Source organism: Glaesserella sp., assembly GCF_041817755.1.
GTDB lineage: Bacteria > Pseudomonadota > Gammaproteobacteria > Enterobacterales > Pasteurellaceae > Glaesserella.
Genome location: NZ_JBGYBX010000060.1, coordinates 35,900 through 54,798, shown reverse-complemented (window position 1 = coordinate 54,798; position 18,899 = coordinate 35,900). Strand labels below are relative to the sequence as shown.

Genomic DNA, 18,899 nt, shown 5'->3' with positions numbered 1-18,899 from the left:
GGCACCATCAGGGTTTTAATACGAGAGAAACCGCAAGTTAGAGATAGCTTGCGGTTTTTTTTATTTTGCGGAAGTAATGAACAGAAGAAGAAAAGAAGAGAAGAATGAGGCTGACAAGCGGTCGGATTGCGGGGGAATTTTGCAAATTTTTAGTGATATCCGACTGCTTTTAGAATAATAAATGTTATCTTCATCACAGAATTATTACGAAAATGTTACAAAATGATATTGTTTGTTTTATACTCAAATTATCAAAAATAGGGTGCAAATAGTAGTCAGTTGATAACAAGTTACGTTAAGAGGCTGTAATTTCTGCTATATTGAGGTCATTCAACATTTTATTAGGGAGAAACCTTATGTTTGGCTTTGATCCGACGACAACGACATTTCTGATTTATATTATAGGAATGGTCTTGATTGGTTTTATTGCTTATCGTTTTACGCATAATTTATCCGACTATATTTTAGGCGGGCGTCGATTAGGTAGTTTTGTAACAGGCTTATCTGCCGGTGCTTCAGATATGTCGGGTTGGCTATTGATGGGATTGCCGGGAGCCGTATATGCCGCAGGTTTGGTCGAAGGTTGGATTGCTATCGGTTTGACGATCGGCGCTTACTTTAACTGGTTATTTGTAGCTGGTCGTTTGCGTATGCACACGGAATACAACGCGAATGCTTTAACTTTGCCTGACTATTTCCATCATCGTTTTGGTGATAACACAAAAATTCTCAAAATTGTGTCTGCTACCATTATTCTATTCTTCTTTGCCATTTATTGTGCTTCGGGTGTAGTTGCTGGAGCAAGATTATTCGAAAACCTCTTTGGCGTTCCCTATGCGACGGCATTATGGTATGGTGCATTAGCTACTATTATCTATACATTTATTGGTGGTTTTTTAGCAGTAAGCTGGACGGATACTATTCAAGCTAGTTTGATGTTATTTGCGCTCTTCTTAACCCCTATTTTTGTGTTAATTCATCTAGGTGGCTTTGCGGATACACATAATGTGATTGTGGCAGCAGGGCAATCTGTTGGTAAAGATTTTACTGATATGTTTACAGGCACAACCTTTGTCGGTCTATTAAGTTTAGCAGCTTGGGGATTGGGGTATTTTGGTCAGCCGCATATTTTAGCGCGTTTTATGGCAGCTGATAGTGTCAAATCAATGCCAAATGCTCGTCGTATTAGTATGACTTGGATGATTATCTGTTTATTTGGCGCGGTAGGTATCGGCTTCTTCGGACAAGCCTATTTTTTTGCAAATCCTGAACAGGCGGCAGTGGTTAATCAAAATAATGAACAAGTCTTTATTGAATTATCTAAGTTACTTTTTAATCCTTGGATTGCCGGGATTTTATTATCGGCAATTTTAGCGGCAGTAATGAGTACATTAAGTTGTCAGTTGTTGATCTGTTCAAGTGCAATTACCGAAGATTTTTATAAAGGTATGATTAGACCAAATGCAAGTCAAAAAGAGCTAGTTTGGTTAGGTCGTATGATGGTGCTCGTGATTTCAGTGATTGCTATTGTCATTGCTCAAGATCCAACAAGCCAAGTATTAAAATTAGTTGAAAATGCGTGGGCAGGTTTTGGCTGTGCCTTTGGGCCTGTGGTTATTCTTTCGCTCTTTTGGAAACGAATGAATGCAGCTGGTGCAATGGCCGGAATGTTAGTCGGGGCTTTAGTTGTAGTATTCTGGGATAAATTATTACCACATAGCGCTATTTACGAGATGATCCCTGGTTTTATTCTTTCTTTTATAGCGATTATTATCGTTTCACTGATTACTCCTGTGCCTCGGACGGAATTGGTTGAAACATTCGAAAAAGCGGAAAAAGCGTATATAGAAGAAATGAAACGCTGATAAAAAAAACGGTTTACCATGTGGTGAGCCGTTTTTTGCATTTGGAAATGCGATACAAGCGGTGCGATCACCAATATTTTTTGCAAACATTTTAATTACATAAACGGGAGAGAATTATGTCAACCATATCTCATTATCAAATCTTACCTCGTGGAACAGGTATTCGTTCCGTTTTAAGTGAACATTATCGCTATGATGAAGAAACATTAGTGAAGCAGTTAATGGCACAAGCATGTGTGGATGAACAGGCTAATGAAATAAAAGTGCTAACGAAAAAATTAGTCGAGAAAGTCCGTGCGGCACGTAAAAAAGCCAGTGGTGTGGATGCATTAATGCATGAGTTTTCTTTATCGAGTGAAGAAGGTGTGGCGTTAATGTGTTTGGCTGAAGCCTTATTGCGTATCCCGGACAACACGACAGCCGATAAATTAATTCGTGATAAAATTGCTAAAGGAGATTGGCGTTCACATGTTGGTAACAGCCCTTCTTTATTTGTTAATGCGGCAGCGTGGGGATTAGTCGTTACAGGTAAGCTGGTGGCTACTCACAGTGAAAGTAGTTTAGCTTCTTCGCTTTCTCGTCTTATTTCCAAAGGCGGTGAGCCATTAATCCGTAAAGGTGTGGATGTGGCAATGCGTTTACTCGGAAAACAGTTTGTGACGGGGGAAACGATTCAAGAAGCGATTAAAAACGGTGAAAAGCGTTTCGCCGTGGGCTATCGTTATAGTTACGATATGTTAGGTGAGGCTGCATTCACCGAAGAAGATGCCAAACGTTATTATGATGATTATGTCGCATCCATTCATGCGGTAGGTGCAACTTCTCGTGGTTTAGGCGTTTATAAGTCATCGGGTGTGTCTGTTAAACTTTCTGCGATTCACCCTCGTTATAGCCTTGCTCAACATAAGCGAGTTATTGATGAACTTTATCCACGTTTAAAACAGCTCTTCTTATTAGCCAAACAATACGATATTGGCCTAAATATTGATGCGGAAGAAGCCGATCGTTTAGAGATTTCTTTAGACTTAATGGACAGATTGCTAACCGATCCCGATTTAGCCGGTTTTAACGGTGTAGGCTTTGTTGTTCAGGCGTATCAGAAACGTTGCCCTTATGTGATTGAGTATTTAATCGAAAAAGCTCGGGCGAATAATCGTAAGCTGATGATTCGTTTAGTAAAAGGCGCTTATTGGGATACAGAAATCAAACGTGCCCAAACCGATGGTGCGGAAGGCTATCCGGTATTCTCCCGTAAAGTGCATACGGATTTAAACTACATTGTCTGTGCGAAAAAATTATTGTCGGCACAAGATGTCATTTACCCGCAATTTGCTACCCACAATGCACAAACACTTTCAACGATTTATCACTTGGCACAAGGTAAGCAATTTGAATTCCAATGTTTACACGGCATGGGCGAGACTTTATATGACCAAGTGGTCGGTACGAATAATCTGAATGTACAGTGCCGTATTTATGCGCCTGTGGGGTCTTATCAAACGTTATTGGCGTACTTGGTTCGTCGCTTATTAGAAAACGGGGCAAACAGCTCGTTTGTGAACCAAATTGTCGATGAAAATCTAAGTATTGATGATTTAGCTCGTGATCCGGTCGATAAAGCGAAAGAGACTGATGGCACGATGCATCCGAAAATTCCATTGCCGGTGAAACTTTTTGGCGAGCAGCGTCAAAATTCTAAAGGTTATGATTTAACTGATGCGGTTCATTTAAAAGCATTAGAACAACAGCTCAATCAACTGGCAACACAGCAATATCGCGCTGTTCCGCAAGTGTCAGGTGTTACCGGGTTTAACGGAGAAGTCAGACATATTCATAACCCGGCAAATGTGTTTGAGATTGTCGGCGAAGTGGTAGATGCCACAGGAGCGGACATTACAACCGCCTTTAATGTTGCAGAACAATTTAAATCCGAGTGGCAAAATACGTCTCCGATTGTACGAGCGGAAGCGTTAGAGAAAATGGCGGATTTAATGGAAGCCAATATGCCACAGCTCTTCGATTTAGCGGTGCGAGAAGCAGGCAAAACCTTAAACAATGCGATTGCAGAAGTGCGTGAAGCAGTTGATTTCTGTCGTTATTATGCGAAAGAAGTCCGTCAAAATCCGGAAGGGTATCGTAATCCGCGTGGCATAGTGGTGGCGATTAGCCCGTGGAACTTCCCATTGGCGATTTTTGTCGGCGAAGTCTCTTCAGCATTGGTTGCGGGAAATGTGGTGTTGGCAAAACCGGCGGAACAAACATCGTTAATGGCACACTATGCGGTCAGCTTATTCTATCAAGCGGGTATCCCAACCCAAGCGTTACAATGCTTACCGGGTAGCGGAAAAATGGTCGGTACGGCATTAGTGACTGATCCGAGAGTCAATGGGGTGATTTTCACCGGTTCAACGGAGACGGCGAAAAACATCAATCGCAATTTGCAAAAAAATGAGACGATCGTACCGCTTGTCGCTGAAACGGGTGGACAAAATGCGATGATTGTTGATAGTTCTGCATTAGGTGAGCAAGTGGTGGCGGATGTCTTGAACTCTGCCTTTGACTCTGCCGGACAACGTTGTTCTGCTTTACGTGTGCTTTATTTACAACGGGATGTCGCCGATCATATTCTTACAATGCTCAAAGGCGCAATGGCAGAATTAAAAGTCGGCAGACCGCAAAATCTCAATACGGATGTGGGGCCTGTAATTGACAAAGTGGCTCAAACGCGTTTGCTGAATCATATTGCTGAAATTAAAAAAGTGGCGAAGTTATGCTATCAAGTTCCGATTGATGCGGAAATTGAAAGAACGGGTATTTTCGTTCCGCCGACGGTACTGGAAATTGACAATATCAGTCAATTAAAACACGAAGTCTTCGGCCCGGTATTACACGTTATTCGCTTTGATGCGGACAGATTACCGCAAATCATGGCGGATATTAATTCGACCGGCTTCGGTTTAACCAGCGGTTTGCATAGCCGTATTGACGAAACCGTTGATTTGTGGCTCGACAGCGTTCATGCGGGTAACCTTTACGTGAACCGCAATACAGTTGGTGCAGTCGTCGGTGTTCAACCGTTTGGCGGTATGGGCTTATCCGGTACAGGGCCAAAAGCGGGCGGACCGCTTTATTTGCAACGTTTAGCTAATCGAAGTGCATGGACACTGCCGAACTTAGAGGGCGGTAAAACGGTGGATACGGCAACATTGGTCAATGGCATTAACGTGGTGTTATTCGGAACGGAACAGCAAAATGCCCGTGATTTAGTGACCAGCTTATCTCGCCAATCGCCGTTAGGCAAAATCTTCAACATGCAGGGTATTACGGGCGAAAGCAACTTTATGCGTTTAGAAGCCCGACCGGTGATTGCAATCGGTAAAGGCTCACTCTATCAACAAGCGCAAGCGTTGATTGCGATTACGGTTTGCGGTGCTAAAGCGGTAGTTGAACGTGAAAGTGAATTGGCAAAACATGCGGTGCATTTTGAAGGGCTGTTAATGGTCGTGGAAGATTTCAACAGTTTGGCAAATTTAAGTGTGTTGATTGCTTTAGACCCGATTTCAGTTGCTGAGAAACAACACCATGCGGAACGTTCAGGGGCGATTCTGACGTACATCGACAATTTGGATTTAGCTCTATCGCTTTTCCCGTTAGTCCATGAAAAAGCGATCAGCATTAACACCGCAGCCGCGGGCGGAAATGCCAGCTTAATGAGTGAGATGGACTAACCTCTCTGTTGACAAGCGGTCGGATTTCCTTCTTTTTTTGCAAAAAATCTTAGGTATCCGACCGCTTGCAAAACACAATATCTTGTGCTTATAAATTTTAAAACCACAATATATTGATTTAAAGACGAGATTTTTACAAAAAAATTTTTCCGTTTAAAATCAATCACTCCCTACGAACGAATCACGTTCCGAGCGGATGTTCGCATTTGTCAAGATCTTGAAGAGTTCGAAATTTTCACTAGAATACACACCAATTTCAACCTTCTAATTGGACCACTTATGTCGCGTAATATCTTTCAAAAACGTATTCAGATTAAGCCTTACGAATACCCGGAGCTGCTTGAATTTAAAGATGCCATTCGCCACTCTTATTGGTTACATACTGAATTTAACTTTACCGGGGATATTCAGGATTACCGCACCAACATCAACGATCACGAACGCCATGTATTAACGCGGGCAATGCTTGCGATTTCACAAGTGGAAGTGAATGTAAAACGTTTCTGGGGCGAGTTGTACCGCTATTTCCCGAAACCGGAAATGGATGATGTGGGCGGTACGTTTGCCGAAAGTGAAGTGCGTCATAAAGATGCCTATTCCTTCTTACTGGAAAAGTTAGGGTTAAATGACATGTTCACGCAAATCACGGCGATCGAACCGTTGATGAATCGTATCCGTTATATGGAAGATTTTATGCGTGAGAAAGATACGGGTAAAGGGCAGTTCGTGTTGTCTTTAGTGCTGTTTTCTTTATTCGTAGAACATATTTCGCTATTTGGACAGTTCCTTATCATGATGTCGTTTAATAAACATAAAAATTTATTTAAGGGCATTTCCAATGCGGTAGAGGCAACATCCAAAGAAGAAGAAATTCACGGACGTTTCGGTATTGCGCTTTATGAAATCTTACGGGATGAACATAGTGAGCTGTTTACGCCGGCGTTTTTTGAAGAACTGAAAACATTATCCAGCCAAGCATTTGAAGCGGAAAGAAGTATTTTAGACTGGATTTTTGAGGAAGGGGACTTGAGCTTTATTACGCGTGCGACCGTTGAAAATTACATCATGAATCGTTACAACAATTCGTTAATGACATTAGGATTGGAGCCGCCTTACGACGTTGATCCGGCGTTATTAAAAGAAACCGAATGGTTTGATATTGAAATTCTTTCCACCAAAGAAACCGATTTCTTTAACAAACGTAGTACCGATTACAGCAAAAAAATGAAACAGATTACTGCCGATGACTTATTCTAATCCTTTTTATCAACCGAAGTTATTTGAACTCGGTTATACGGACGATAAACGTCCTGATTTTGAGTGGCTTAATGATGATAGCCGCTTGTTTTTACAACGCGGCTACCTGCTTGAAGGTACAACCGCATTAGATCGCATCCGTTTTATTGCCGAACACGCAGAACGTCGACTTGGTATTGAAGGTTACGCGGATAAATTCTATTACTACATGGGACGCGGGTACTTTTCGCTTTCTTCACCGATTTGGTCAAATTTCGGTTTGGATCGCGGTTTACCGATTTCCTGTTTCGGTAGCTATATCGGCGATTCGATCCACGAGATTATGGTGACGACGGCGGAAGTCGGTATGATGAGTAAAATCGGCGGCGGGACTTCAGCCTATTTCGGCGGTATTCGTCCACGCGGTAGTGCGATTAAAAATAACGGGAAATCGGACGGTTCCTTTAACTTCAGTAAGTTGTTTGATACAGTGATTGACGTTATTTCACAAGGTACGTCACGTAAAGGGCAGTTTGCCGGTTATATCGACATTGAACACGGCGATATTGATGAATGGTTGGATATTCATACTGAAGGAAACCCGATTCAATTGATGTATTACGGCGTGTGTGTCGGTCGTGAATGGCTTGAGTCGATGAAAGCGGGCGATCCGTATAAGCGTCAGCTTTGGGCAAAATTGTTGCAACGTAAAACCGAAACCGGTATCCCGTATTTATTCTTTAAAGATAATGCGAACGCCGGTCGCCCGGATGTGTATAAAGATAAAAACATGACGGTTCACGCCTCTAATCTTTGTACTGAAATTATGCTGCCGTCCAGTAGTGACGAAAGCTTCGTTTGCTGTTTGTCATCCATGAATTTATTGTATTTTGATGAGTGGAAAGATACGGATGCACCAGAAGTATTGACATATTTCTTGGATGTCGTGATGAGCGAATTCATCGAGAAAAGTGCTGAAATTCCGTTCTTAGAACGAGCAAACCGTTTTGCCAGACGCCATCGTGCACTCGGATTAGGCGTATTGGGTTGGCACAGCTATTTGCAGGCAAACAATATTGCCTTTGACAGCTTTGAAGCCATGCAAAAAAACAACCTGATTTTCAAAACGTTGCAAGAGAAAACCTTACGCGCTTCCCAAGAGTTGGCAAAACGTTTCGGAGAGCCGGAGCTTTTACAGGGATACGGTCGTCGTAATACCACCTTAATGAGTATTGCCCCGACAAAATCGAGCAGTTTCATTTTAGGTAGCGTATCACCGTCGGTAGAGCCGTTTAAGTCGAATTATTATGTCAAAGATTTGGCGAAGATTAAGACGGTTTACAAAAATCCGTTTTTAGAAAAATTGCTTCGTGAAAGAGGCATTGACACGGAAGAGACCTGGGAAAGTATTTTGTTAAATGACGGTTCGGTGCAACATTTACCGGAATTATCCGATCATGAAAAGGAAGTATTTAAAACCTTTTCCGAAATCAGTCAATTGAGTGTAATTCAGCAAGCGGCGCAACGTCAAAAATATATTGACCAAGGGCAAAGTATTAACATTATGGTACATCCAGCAACGCCGGCACGTGATTTGAACCAGCTATACTTAACGGCGGAAGAGCTGGGCTTGAAATCCATTTACTATCAGTATTCTATGAGTGCGGCACAGGTCTTTAACCGCAACTTATTGAGCTGTAGTAGTTGTGAAGGTTAAGTCCTCACAACCGTGAATAACAAGAGGTCTGATCTTTGCAAAATTTTGCAGATATCAGACCGCTTGTTTTATTGGGGAAGATTAAACCGTGACACCAATAATTTTACCGATTATTCCGGTGGTGCCCATAGCGATGATCCCCCAGACCACAATGCGGGTGATTGCCGGAAGAACCGGCGCACCGCCCAATTTGGCTGAGACATAACCTAATGTGGCAAGACCGATCAATGTTGAGATGATGAGTGCAACCAACATAAGATTTGCCGGAAATAATAGAATTACCAATAATGGGATCGTCGCCCCTATCGCAAAAGCACCAGCCGAGGAAAATGCCGCTTGCAACGGATTGGCAAACGAGTCTTCGGAAATACCAATCTCATCTCTCATATGGGCGTCCAATGCATTACATGCGGTAAGTTGTTTGGCAACCTCCATGGAAAGTTCGGGAGTTAATCCGCGTTGTTGATAAATATTGGCAAGCTCTTGTAATTCTTCTTCTGGGTGAGTTTCCAATTCACGTTTCTCCATTTCCATATCGGCTTTTTCCGTATCAGCCTGGCTGTAAACCGATACGTATTCACCTGCTGCCATCGAAATAGCACCACCAACCAATGCAGCGATGCCGGTTAACAGCAATGTGTGAAATTCTGGTTGGGCGGCAACCATACCGGTCATTAAGCTTGCCGTTGAAATCAAGCCGTCGTTTGCACCAAGCACACCGGCACGTAACCAATTACTGCGGTGGCTTAAGTGATGTTCCCCATGTTTAATGTGCATAATGAATCCCGATAAAAATGAATACTTCGCATTGGTCTAATGTGTTGGGTAAAATGTAGCAGTGGTTTAAAAAATAACGGTGAGATTTTGCAAGAAATACGCCAAATCTCACCGCTTGTCATGTATTGAGTGTCTTATTTACTACTCTTTATTTAAATATCCCGGTTTTACTCCGTGCATACTTGGCAGCTGGTGAGCAATTCCTTTGTGACAATCGATACAGGTCTTGCCTTCCTGTTCTGCCATCGCATGCATTTTGGCCGCAACGGTTTTTTGTTGGGTAAAGTCCATATCGGAGAAATTATGACAGTTGCGACATTCTTGTGAATTATTGGCTTTCATCCGAGCCCATTCACGTTCCGCCATTTCCAAGCGGTGTGCTTCAAATTTTTCTTTGGTATCTACTTTACCTGTGAGGTGAGCAAATACTTCTCGAGAAGCCACAATTTTACGTGTCCATTTTGGGATGAATTCGTGAGGTAAGTGACAGTCCGCACAATCTGCTTTCACGCCGCTGCGGTTTGAATAGTGAACGGAGGCACGATATTCGGGTACCACGTCATTCATATGACAGTCGGAGCAAAATTCTTCGGTATTGGTTTGTTCTAAGGCTGTATTGAAACCACCCCAAAATAAGATACCACCAATCGCAGAAACTAAAATGAGAAAACCGATGCCGATTTTGCTTGGAGTCTTGAACCAAGCCCAAAACTTTTTAATCAATTTAATCATAACGACTCCTAGTTATTACCGTAGCCTTTCATCGGCTGGAATTCGTTCGGTACGATCGGTTTCACATCCGCCATCGGCACATGACAAGATAAGCAGAAATAACGGCGCGGTGCGGTTGTTCCCGCCACGACATTGCCGTCACGATCGGTAAAATGGGTCGGGCTGATACGGGTTGCGCCTGTGACGCGTGAAGCCTCAACACTATGACAGTTTAAACATTGGTTAACGTTTTTCGTCACTTGATAGCCGGTAACTGCGTGCGGAATCATCGGTGGCTGGTTAACATAACTTAATGCCGCCAGCGGTGTTTCTTTCGGCTCATTATGGAACGCCGGTGCGACATTTTCGGCCGCCGCTTGAAAATTATTGCCCACAGGTTCGTTGGCTAAGGTTGATGCCGCAAAGCAAGCCATTAACATCACAAAGGTTTTTTTCATCATTTGGTTCACTCCAACAAATTAATTGACCGTTTTCACCGGAATATCCCGTGTAAAACGGTGAGTAAAAGTAAATACTTTTTCTGCGCAGACATCAATGCAACGTCCGCAACTAATACAATCTTTTGAAAGCACAAGCAGGCTTTCATTATTTTTTCCGTGTAGCGGGGCGCGTAGAACTTGCGGCTCCGGACAAACGTTATAGCAGTCCATGCAGTTGTCGCATAAGCTGCGATCTTTGACTTTAATGCGTAATACGCTTTTTGCCCCGATAATGCCGTAGGTTGCCCCCACCGGGCAAAGATGTCCGCACCAACCGTGTTCGGCAATCAGTAAATCGAATAAAAAGACCGCTAACACCAGCCACAGGGTTGCCCCAAAACCATAAATTAACGCCCGACCGAAGGCTGCAACGGGGTTAAGCCATTCCCACAACAGTAAGCCACTTACCGCACTGCCTATCAGGATCATCACTAAAATGCCGTAACGTAAATTACGTGAAATCTTGGCACTTTGGCGAATACCCAATTTGCGTCTCAACCAAGCGGCACAGTCGGTCACGATATTGAGCGGGCAGACCCAGCCGCAAAACACTTTGCTGCCGAGTAACGCATAACTACCTACGACCACTAAAGCACCTATCAATGTTGTCATTTCAGGTAAATAGCCGGTAGCTAAACTTTCCGCCACAATCAGCGGATCCGACATCGGTATCACATCAAATAACAGGCTGCCGGAATAGTTGCCTTTTAAAATCCAGTAACCCCAATACGGACCAGACCAAAACATGAACAAGATCGCCAGCTGGCTGACTCGCCGCCAAAACAGAAAACGGTTGGCGTACCAAAAACCCCATTTTTCACGGGCTTCTTTTCCTGCGTATTTCGGTGAATTTGCCATTAGTTACCCTCCGGTCTACGTGTCGGTAAGGTAATCAAGCCTTCCGGTGCAAGAGACTTGCCAGCTTTTTCCGCTTCTTGCCAACCGAAGCGGTAATGTCCGCCAAGGATACCTTTCGCCAACGACATTGGTAAGACTTTGATTGCCGCTTCTTCCAAGACACAACCTTGTTCGCATTTTCCGCAGCCGGTGCACGCCTCGGAATGTACCGTCGGGATAAATACCGTATGCAGTTTAGTCCGCTCGTTTTGATGTCTTTCTAAGGTAATCGCTTTATCAATCAGCGGACAAACACGATAACAAACATCGCAACGCAATCCTTGCCAGTTAAGGCAAGTTTCGTGGTCAAGCAGTACCGCCAAGCCCATTCTTGCATCATCAATATTCTCTTGTGTCGCATCTAATGCACCGCTCGGGCATGCTTTTGCACAAGGGATATCGGGACACATTTCACAAGGCTTATCACGGGCAATAAAGTAGGGGGTTCCTGCTTCCATCGGCGATATGAGTGAAGCCAAATGCAACATGTCATGCGGGCAAGCTTGGACGCATTGTCCGCAGCGAATGCAAGCCGCAGAGAAGTCGTCATCGTTTTCCAACGCAAAAGGCGGACGAATCGCCACGCCTTCGCGCGCAAGGCTTTGTTTTTGCTGTAAAGCTAAAATTAAACCGATACCGCATACGCCGGCAGCGGTTCTGGTCGCGTTTTTAAAAAATTGGCGACGATTTTGATCAATTTTCACAACGCCCCCTTTTTGCAAAATTTCAGTGAAATCCGACCGCTTGTCAGGTCATTTTCGGAACTATTCCCCCAACTAGGGGGAATATATAAGTCCTAGATTTTTTCCACTTTCACCGCACATTTTTTAAAGTCGGTTTCTTTTGAAATCGGATCCGTTGCGTCAAGGGTTAGCATGTTTGCCATCTGACCGGCGTCGAAGAATGTGGTATACACTAATCCTTCCGGTACTTTGTTGCGGCCACGGGTATCAATATGCGAAATCATCTCACCGCGACGGGATGAAATCTTAATTTTATCGCCGTGACGTAAACCACGTTTTTTCGCATCGGTTGGGTGCATCCATACTAAGTTGTTCGGGAATGAACGGTGTAATTCAGGTACGCGACGTGTCATTGAGCCGGTATGCCAGTGCTCTAAAATACGACCGGTACAGAGCCATAAATCATATTCCGAATCCGGGGATTCTGCAGGTGGCTCATACGGTGCGGCTAAAATAACCGCTTTACCGTCCGGGTTGCCGTAGAAACGTACGCCTTCGCCGGCTTTGACATACGGGTCATAGCCTTCACGGTAGCGCCATAAAGTTTCTTTACCGTCGACGACCGGCCAACGTAAACCACGAGAATTATGATAGAGATCGAAAGGTCCTAAATCGTGACCGTGACCACGCCCGAACTCAGCGTACTCTTCAAATAAGCCTTTGTGTAAGTAGAAGCCGAAGTGATGAGATTCATCGTTTAGCTGACCTTCTGCTAAATCACTTAGTGGGAATTTGTCAACTTGACCGTTTTTATAGAGCACTTCATATAAGGTTTTGCCTTTATATTCAGGGTTTGCCGCTAAAATCTCAGCCGGCCACATCTCATCGGTGGTGAAATATTTAGAAAATTCCACTAATTGCCAAATATCGGATTTAGATTCGCCCGGTGCTTTCACTTGTTGACGCCAGAACTGAGTACGACGTTCCGCATTACCATAAGAACCTTCTTTTTCTACCCACATTGCCGTTGGTAAAATTAAGTCGGCAGAGAGTGCTGAGGCAGTCGGGTACGGATCGGAAACCACAATAAAGTTACCTTCTTTACGCCAGCCCGGTAAGCGCTCTTGGTTCACGTTCGGACCTGCCTGAATGTTATTAGTACACATTGTCCAAAGTACGTTCATTTTGCCGTCTTTTAATGCGCGGTCTTGTGCAATGGTGTCATAGCCCATTACATCAGAGATAAGCCCTGCCGGAAGTTTCCAAATTTTCTCCGCCATTTCACGGTGTTTCGGATTGGTAATCACCATATCCGCAGGTAAACGATGTGGGAAACATCCTACTTCACGAGCAGTACCACACGCAGACGGTTGACCGGTTAATGAGAACGGTCCGTTGCCCGGTAAAGCAATTTTGCCGGTGAGCAAATGCAAGTTGTAGATTAAGTGGTTTGCCCATACGCCGCGGGTATGTTGGTTAATTCCCATTGTCCAGAGCGACATTACTTTACGATCTTTATTCGCAAACTCTTTTGCAATTGCTTCTAATTGATCGACAGGAACACCTGAAAGCTCGGATACATATTCAGCAGTGTAAGGTTTAACTAACTCTTTGAACTCTTCAAAAGAAGAATCGTGCATTTTGCCTGCGGTTTTCACGTTTTTAGCCGCTTGTTGCAGCGGGTGTTCAGGGCGTAAGCCATAGCCGATATCGGTTTCGGCACGCTTGAATTTGGTGTGTTTGTTGACGAAGTCCCAATCGATAGCATCATTTTGAATTAAGTAATTCAACACGTAGTTAAGAATTGCAAGATCGGTATTTGGCTTGAAGATGACCGGAACATCGGCTAATTCGAATGAACGGTGTTCATAAGTAGAAAGTACGATCACTTTGGTATTCGGGTTAGACAAACGACGATCGGATACACGAGACCATAAGATCGGGTGCATTTCCGCCATATTTGAACCCCAAAGAATAAAGGTTTCGGCTTGTTCAAAGTCATCATAGCAACCCATCGGCTCATCCATACCGAAAGTACGCATAAAGGCGACTGCGGCGGATGCCATACAGTGACGGGCATTTGGGTCGATATTGTTAGAACGGAAACCGGCTTTCCAAAGTTTAACTTTCGCATAGCCTTCAAAAATCGTCGTTTGACCGGAGCTATACATACCGACGGCATTTTTGCCGTTTTTCGCCATAGCTTCTTTAAATTTTTCTGCCATAGTCTTAAAGGCGACATCCCAAGAAACCGGGGTAAATTCGCCGTTTTTATCGTACTTACCGTCTTTCATTCGTAGCATCGGGCTTAACACACGGTCTTTACCGTACATGATTTTCGGTAAGAAATAGCCTTTGATACAGTTTAAGCCGCGGTTGACGAACGCTTCCGGGTCGCCTTGCGATGCCACCACACGACCGTCTTTGGTACCGACTAACACGCCACAGCCCGTACCACAGAAACGGCAAATGGCTTTATCCCATTTGATGGTGTTGTCCGATGCTTCGACGTTTCTGACCGGAATCGCCATGCCGGCAGCAACTGCCGCAGCCGCCACCGCATTTGCTTTCATAAAGTCGCGACGACTTAGATTTAAACTCATAAGATTGTCCCCACAATTTAAGGCGTTAATATAACTTAGTTAGACACTAATTCATCTTGCTCGTGATAGATTAAAGAGAGATCCAGTACTCCTTCGATATCACGCGCTTTTTCCATATTATTCAGCAAAATCTGTTGGTCATGGGATTGCATCACCACCACCAATTTGCCTTTATTTTCTTCAATCATTGGAATTTCTGTTTCCGGAATAGATAACAATGCGGCTTTCACTTGTTCAATTTTGGTGAGCTCCGCTTGTATAACCAAACCGCATACATGCCAATTCGGTGCAACGTCCATTCCAAGATATTGGTTTTCACTCATTATTTTTTAATACTCTTGGTACATCACTTTAATCACGGAGACAGGACAGCTTGAAATACACGCCCCGCAACCGTTACAACTCGCTAAATTCAAATAAGGCGTTGCCGTACCGCCGATTTCCCGTTTAAAACGAATCGCTCGGTTTTCGCAACTGTCCTCACAACGACGGCATTCCACGCCGTGAAAAGCAACACAACTTTCCTTAATCTCTACTTTATGTTCCCATGGTGTTTCGGTGGTGAGACGGAATACCGTTTCTTCACATGCGTTTACGCAAGCTTGGCAGAAGGTACATTCTCCCCGACCGTGCATAAAGTCGACTTCCGGATACCCTCCGGCACCTTTGACTAAAATTTGCGTTTCACAAGCCGTCACGCATTTATCACAAGCGGTGCATTTATCGAAAAAATTTGCAAGATCCGTCCAAGGCGGGCGAATGGCATGATGCCCTTGTTGAACGGTTTTTTTATCTTGCAGGGATTTCAAAAAATGCCCACACAAAAAGCTACGGCGTGGTAAAGAACGTTCGGCTAAATCAGTCAAAAATAGTTTACTAAAAGGATAGGTTATTTATGCTATAAATTGTAACATTTCTAAAACATAAAAATGCAATTGGAATACATTTTATGAACTTTGTTTGACAATAATCAACAAAAAAGCGATGAAAATCGTCAAATTCTCATCGCTATATAATTGATTTTATAAAGTTTTTATTTACCGCTGTCTTGCCTTAAAGCGAGGGTTCGTTTTGCAAATCACATATAGCTTGCCCTTTCGACGAACGACTTGGCAATCCGGATGGCGGGACTTTGCCGATTTAAGCGAATTTAAAATTTTCATATTGTCTCCTTTTATTTTTTACTTTTTCGTCAGGCTTGAAATACCTTTAAAGCGTTCGTTGAATTTACTTGCGCGTCCTTCGGTATTGGCTTCACGGCGTTTACCGGTGTAAACGGGATGTGAGGCTGAAGACGTATCTAATGGATAAAACGGATATTCTTTACCGTCTTCCCATACCATTGTTTTGTTCGTTGCGGCACAAGAACGAATAATCCAGCCTTGCTGTACGCTTCCGTCATAAAACAGCACTTCACGATAATTATCAGGATGAATCCCTTTTTTCATATATTCTCCTACTTAAAAACTCGGCTTTAAAACCATAAATTAAATATGGAATTATTTTGCCTGAAAGAAAGCTAAAAAGCTATAATTTTTTTATGGTTTTTATTGTTTTTTTCGACCCTAAACAAACGGAATCACGAAATTGCGAAGCGGATCGACGTTTTAGCGGGTAAAATATGTTAGGCTATGCCGATTTTGTAAGCAGGAGGATTTACCATGGCAAAACAACCTTACCTTATCGCACCGTCCATTTTATCCGCCGATCTCGCCCGCTTAGGCGATGATGTGGCTGAAGTCTTAAAAGCAGGTGCGGACTTAATTCACTTTGATGTAATGGACAATCACTATGTACCGAATTTAACCTTCGGTCCGGCAATTTGTAAGGCGTTGAGAGATTACGGCATTGGCTGCCCGATCGACGTACATTTAATGACAAAACCGGTCGATCGTTTGATTCCCGATTTCGCCAAAGCAGGCGCGGACATCATCACGTTCCATCCGGAAGCGACGGAACATATCGATCGCACGTTACAATTAGTTCGTGATCACGGTTGTAAATCCGGCTTGGTGTTTAATCCGGCTACGCCGCTGAGTTATTTGGATTATGTGATGGATAAAGTCGATGTGATTTTACTGATGTCGGTTAACCCCGGATTCGGCGGACAGGCGTTTATTCCCGCAACATTGAATAAATTAAGAGAAGTGCGTCGCCGTATTGATGCCAGTGGATTTAATATTCGCTTGGAAGTGGACGGCGGAGTAAAGGTCAATAATATTGCGGAGATTGCGGAAGCCGGTGCGGATATGTTTGTTGCCGGTTCGGCCATTTTTGACCAACCGGATTACAAGGCAGTGATCGCACAAATGCGGGCGGAATTGGCGGAGGTATAATGAAAAACGGCACATACCGAACAGGTTGTGCCGTTTTGTTATTTGCAAATTTTAACGGTTAACCGACCGCTTGTACGGAAATGACTTTACTTGCATCCCAAAAATCGACCGGTGCATTGACGACCGGTCGGATAATCCCCGCTCGAATGACATAATCGCCGAATGCTTCATTGGTTTCCCGTTCGAGCGCCCAGCGTCCGATTAACGTATCCAATTCCCGAATAATCTCATCTAACGTAATGTTTTCTTTGTATAAGCGCGGAATTCTCACGCCTTCGCGATCGCCGCCGATATGCAAGTTATAACGTCCGACGGCTTTGCCGACCAAGCCGATTTCCGACAACATAGCCCGTCCGCAACCGTTCGGGCAGCCGGTAATGCGGGTAATGATGTAGTCGTTCGACAGATGGTGTTTTGCCATCACTTTATCAAGTTCGCTGATGAAGTCCGGCAATGCACGCTCCGCTTCCGCCATGGCCAACGGGCAAGTCGGAAACGCTACGCAAGACATGGAATATTCGCGCTGTTTGGTGACATCGGGGCGAATTAAACCGTATTGACGCGCCAAAGCTTCGATTTGTGCTTTATCGTCTTCCGCCACATTGGCGATGATGATGTTTTGGTTGGCGGTAATACGGAAATCGCCTTTATGGACTTTTGCCAATTCCAACATGCCGGTCATTAGCGGTTTGCCCGGTTGATCGGTAATCCGACCGCTTTCAATAAAACAAGTCAAATGCCATTTATTGTCAATGCCTTTCACCCAACCGATACGGTCGCCGCGTTCGGTAAATTTAAACGGACGGGTCGGTTCGAATGTTGATCCCATGCGTTTCTCGACTTCTTCGCGGAAACCGTCCAAGGTCATATTTTGAATGGTATAACGGGTGCGGGCATTTTTGCGGTCATGGCGGTTACCGAAATCCCGTTGGGTTTTAACCACGGCTTCCGCCGCCGCCAAGGTTTTATCGAGTGGGACGTAACCTAATTCCAACGAGATGTTCGGGTACGTTTTGGTATTACCGTGTTCGAACGAAAGCCCGCCGCCGACCAACACGTTAAAACCGCACAGTTGCCCGTTTTCATCTTGAATGGCGATAAAGTTCATGTCGTTACCGTACACATCGACGTCATTTAACGGCGGAATGGCAACGGCGGTTTTGAATTTACGCGGTAAGAAGGTTTTACCTAAAATCGGCTCGTCTTCTTGTTTAAACAAATCGTCCGAACTCTCAATTTTTTTACCGTCAATCCAGACGTCCAAATAGCCGCGTGAGCGCGGTAATAAATGCTCGGAAATTTTCTTGGCGAATTCGTAAGCCTGTTGATGCAGTTCCGATTCAATCGGGTTTGAGGTACACAACACGTTACGGTTCATATCGGCGGCGGTGGCGATCGAATCCAAACCGATACTGTGCAATAAGCGGTGCATCGGCTGCAACTTGCCTTTCGGTACGCCGTGATATTGGAAGGTTTGGCGGTTGGTCAAACGGATGGACTGATAATAAGTATGCTCACGGGCAAATTTGTCAATTTCAATCCATTGATACGGCTGAATAATCCCGCCCGGCAAGCGGCAGCGCAGAAGCATGAATTTTAACGGCTCGAGTTTTTCTTCCAAACGTTCGGCGCGAATGTCCCGATCGTCTTGCTCGTACATACCGTGAAAGCGGATAAGTTGGAAATTATCGCCGGTAAACCCGCCGGTCAATGGGTTTTCCAAATCGTCTAAAATGGTGCCGCGCAGGAAGTTGCTTTCTGTTTTTAAGCGTTCATTGTCGGAGAGCGGTTTATTTTGCCACGCTAATTTTTTTTCATCATTGTTGTCGTTACTCATTATTCACTC

Annotated in this window: 16 protein-coding genes; 5 read left to right on the top strand and 11 right to left on the bottom strand. The window is 44.1% G+C overall.

Annotation, left to right across the window (positions count from 1 at the left end):
* Window positions 1-356: 356 nt before the first annotated feature.
* The 4 genes from putP (at window position 357) to ACEYKX_RS09675 (ending at window position 8,546) form a co-directional block, all read left to right on the top strand.
* Window positions 357-1,865: a sodium/proline symporter PutP gene (gene putP, locus ACEYKX_RS09690; protein WP_373766757.1), complete on the top strand. Its 1,509-nt coding sequence runs from the start codon at window positions 357-359 to the stop codon at window positions 1,863-1,865.
* Between the two features lie 116 nt (window positions 1,866-1,981).
* On the top strand, window positions 1,982-5,593 hold the full coding sequence (gene putA / locus ACEYKX_RS09685) for a bifunctional proline dehydrogenase/L-glutamate gamma-semialdehyde dehydrogenase PutA (protein ID WP_373766758.1): 3,612 nt from the start codon (window positions 1,982-1,984) through the stop codon (window positions 5,591-5,593).
* Between the two features lie 279 nt (window positions 5,594-5,872).
* Window positions 5,873-6,850, top strand: coding sequence for a ribonucleotide-diphosphate reductase subunit beta (locus ACEYKX_RS09680; protein ID WP_373766759.1), 978 nt, complete (start codon window positions 5,873-5,875; stop codon window positions 6,848-6,850).
* Window positions 6,837-8,546 carry a ribonucleoside-diphosphate reductase subunit alpha gene (locus tag ACEYKX_RS09675; RefSeq protein ID WP_373766760.1) on the top strand — a complete coding sequence of 570 codons (1,710 nt, stop codon included), beginning with the start codon at window positions 6,837-6,839 and terminating at the stop codon, window positions 8,544-8,546. The genes ACEYKX_RS09680 and ACEYKX_RS09675 overlap by 14 nt, the downstream gene beginning before the upstream one ends.
* Window positions 8,547-8,627: 81 nt before the next feature.
* On the opposite strand, the gene ACEYKX_RS09670 is transcribed toward ACEYKX_RS09675, so the two are convergent.
* The 10 genes from ACEYKX_RS09670 to ACEYKX_RS09625 all read right to left on the bottom strand — a co-directional run bounded on the left by ACEYKX_RS09670 (window position 8,628) and on the right by ACEYKX_RS09625 (window position 16,165).
* Window positions 8,628-9,323 carry a VIT family protein gene (locus tag ACEYKX_RS09670; RefSeq protein WP_373766761.1) on the bottom strand — a complete coding sequence of 232 codons (696 nt, stop codon included), beginning with the start codon at window positions 9,321-9,323 and terminating at the stop codon, window positions 8,628-8,630.
* A gap of 141 nt (window positions 9,324-9,464) precedes the next feature.
* Window positions 9,465-10,046 carry a cytochrome c3 family protein gene (locus ACEYKX_RS09665; protein WP_373766953.1) on the bottom strand — a complete coding sequence of 194 codons (582 nt, stop codon included), beginning with the start codon at window positions 10,044-10,046 and terminating at the stop codon, window positions 9,465-9,467.
* A 17-nt stretch (window positions 10,047-10,063) separates the two neighbouring features.
* Window positions 10,064-10,492 (bottom strand): nitrate reductase cytochrome c-type subunit, encoded by a 429-nt coding sequence (locus ACEYKX_RS09660; RefSeq protein WP_373766954.1) that lies wholly within the window; start codon window positions 10,490-10,492, stop codon window positions 10,064-10,066.
* A 21-nt stretch (window positions 10,493-10,513) separates the two neighbouring features.
* Entirely contained in the window at window positions 10,514-11,392 is an 879-nt protein-coding gene (napH, locus tag ACEYKX_RS09655; RefSeq protein WP_373766762.1) for a quinol dehydrogenase ferredoxin subunit NapH, read from the bottom strand.
* Window positions 11,392-12,135, bottom strand: a complete 744-nt coding sequence (gene napG / locus ACEYKX_RS09650) for a ferredoxin-type protein NapG (protein WP_373766763.1) — start codon at window positions 12,133-12,135, stop codon at window positions 11,392-11,394. The genes napH and napG overlap by 1 nt, the downstream gene beginning before the upstream one ends.
* Window positions 12,136-12,227: 92 nt before the next feature.
* Window positions 12,228-14,717, bottom strand: coding sequence for a nitrate reductase catalytic subunit NapA (gene napA / locus ACEYKX_RS09645; RefSeq protein WP_373766764.1), 2,490 nt, complete (start codon window positions 14,715-14,717; stop codon window positions 12,228-12,230).
* A gap of 35 nt (window positions 14,718-14,752) precedes the next feature.
* A complete protein-coding gene (locus ACEYKX_RS09640) occupies window positions 14,753-15,040 on the bottom strand; it encodes a chaperone NapD (protein ID WP_373766765.1) in 288 nt (95 codons plus the stop codon).
* Between the two features lie 6 nt (window positions 15,041-15,046).
* On the bottom strand, window positions 15,047-15,583 hold the full coding sequence (gene napF, locus ACEYKX_RS09635; protein ID WP_373766766.1) for a ferredoxin-type protein NapF: 537 nt from the start codon (window positions 15,581-15,583) through the stop codon (window positions 15,047-15,049).
* A 171-nt stretch (window positions 15,584-15,754) separates the two neighbouring features.
* Window positions 15,755-15,880, bottom strand: a complete 126-nt coding sequence (gene ykgO, locus ACEYKX_RS09630) for a type B 50S ribosomal protein L36 (RefSeq protein WP_005713329.1) — start codon at window positions 15,878-15,880, stop codon at window positions 15,755-15,757.
* 18 nt (window positions 15,881-15,898) lie between these two features.
* Window positions 15,899-16,165: a type B 50S ribosomal protein L31 gene (locus tag ACEYKX_RS09625; protein ID WP_373766767.1), complete on the bottom strand. Its 267-nt coding sequence runs from the start codon at window positions 16,163-16,165 to the stop codon at window positions 15,899-15,901.
* Window positions 16,166-16,378: 213 nt separating this feature from the next.
* On the opposite strand from ACEYKX_RS09625, the gene rpe reads away from it, so the two are divergent.
* Entirely contained in the window at window positions 16,379-17,053 is a 675-nt protein-coding gene (gene rpe, locus ACEYKX_RS09620; protein WP_373766768.1) for a ribulose-phosphate 3-epimerase, read from the top strand.
* Window positions 17,054-17,111: 58 nt separating this feature from the next.
* Here rpe and cysI read toward each other — a convergent pair whose 3' ends face one another.
* Window positions 17,112-18,890 carry an assimilatory sulfite reductase (NADPH) hemoprotein subunit gene (gene cysI / locus ACEYKX_RS09615; RefSeq protein ID WP_373766769.1) on the bottom strand — a complete coding sequence of 593 codons (1,779 nt, stop codon included), beginning with the start codon at window positions 18,888-18,890 and terminating at the stop codon, window positions 17,112-17,114.
* Between the last annotated feature and the right edge of the window lie 9 nt (window positions 18,891-18,899).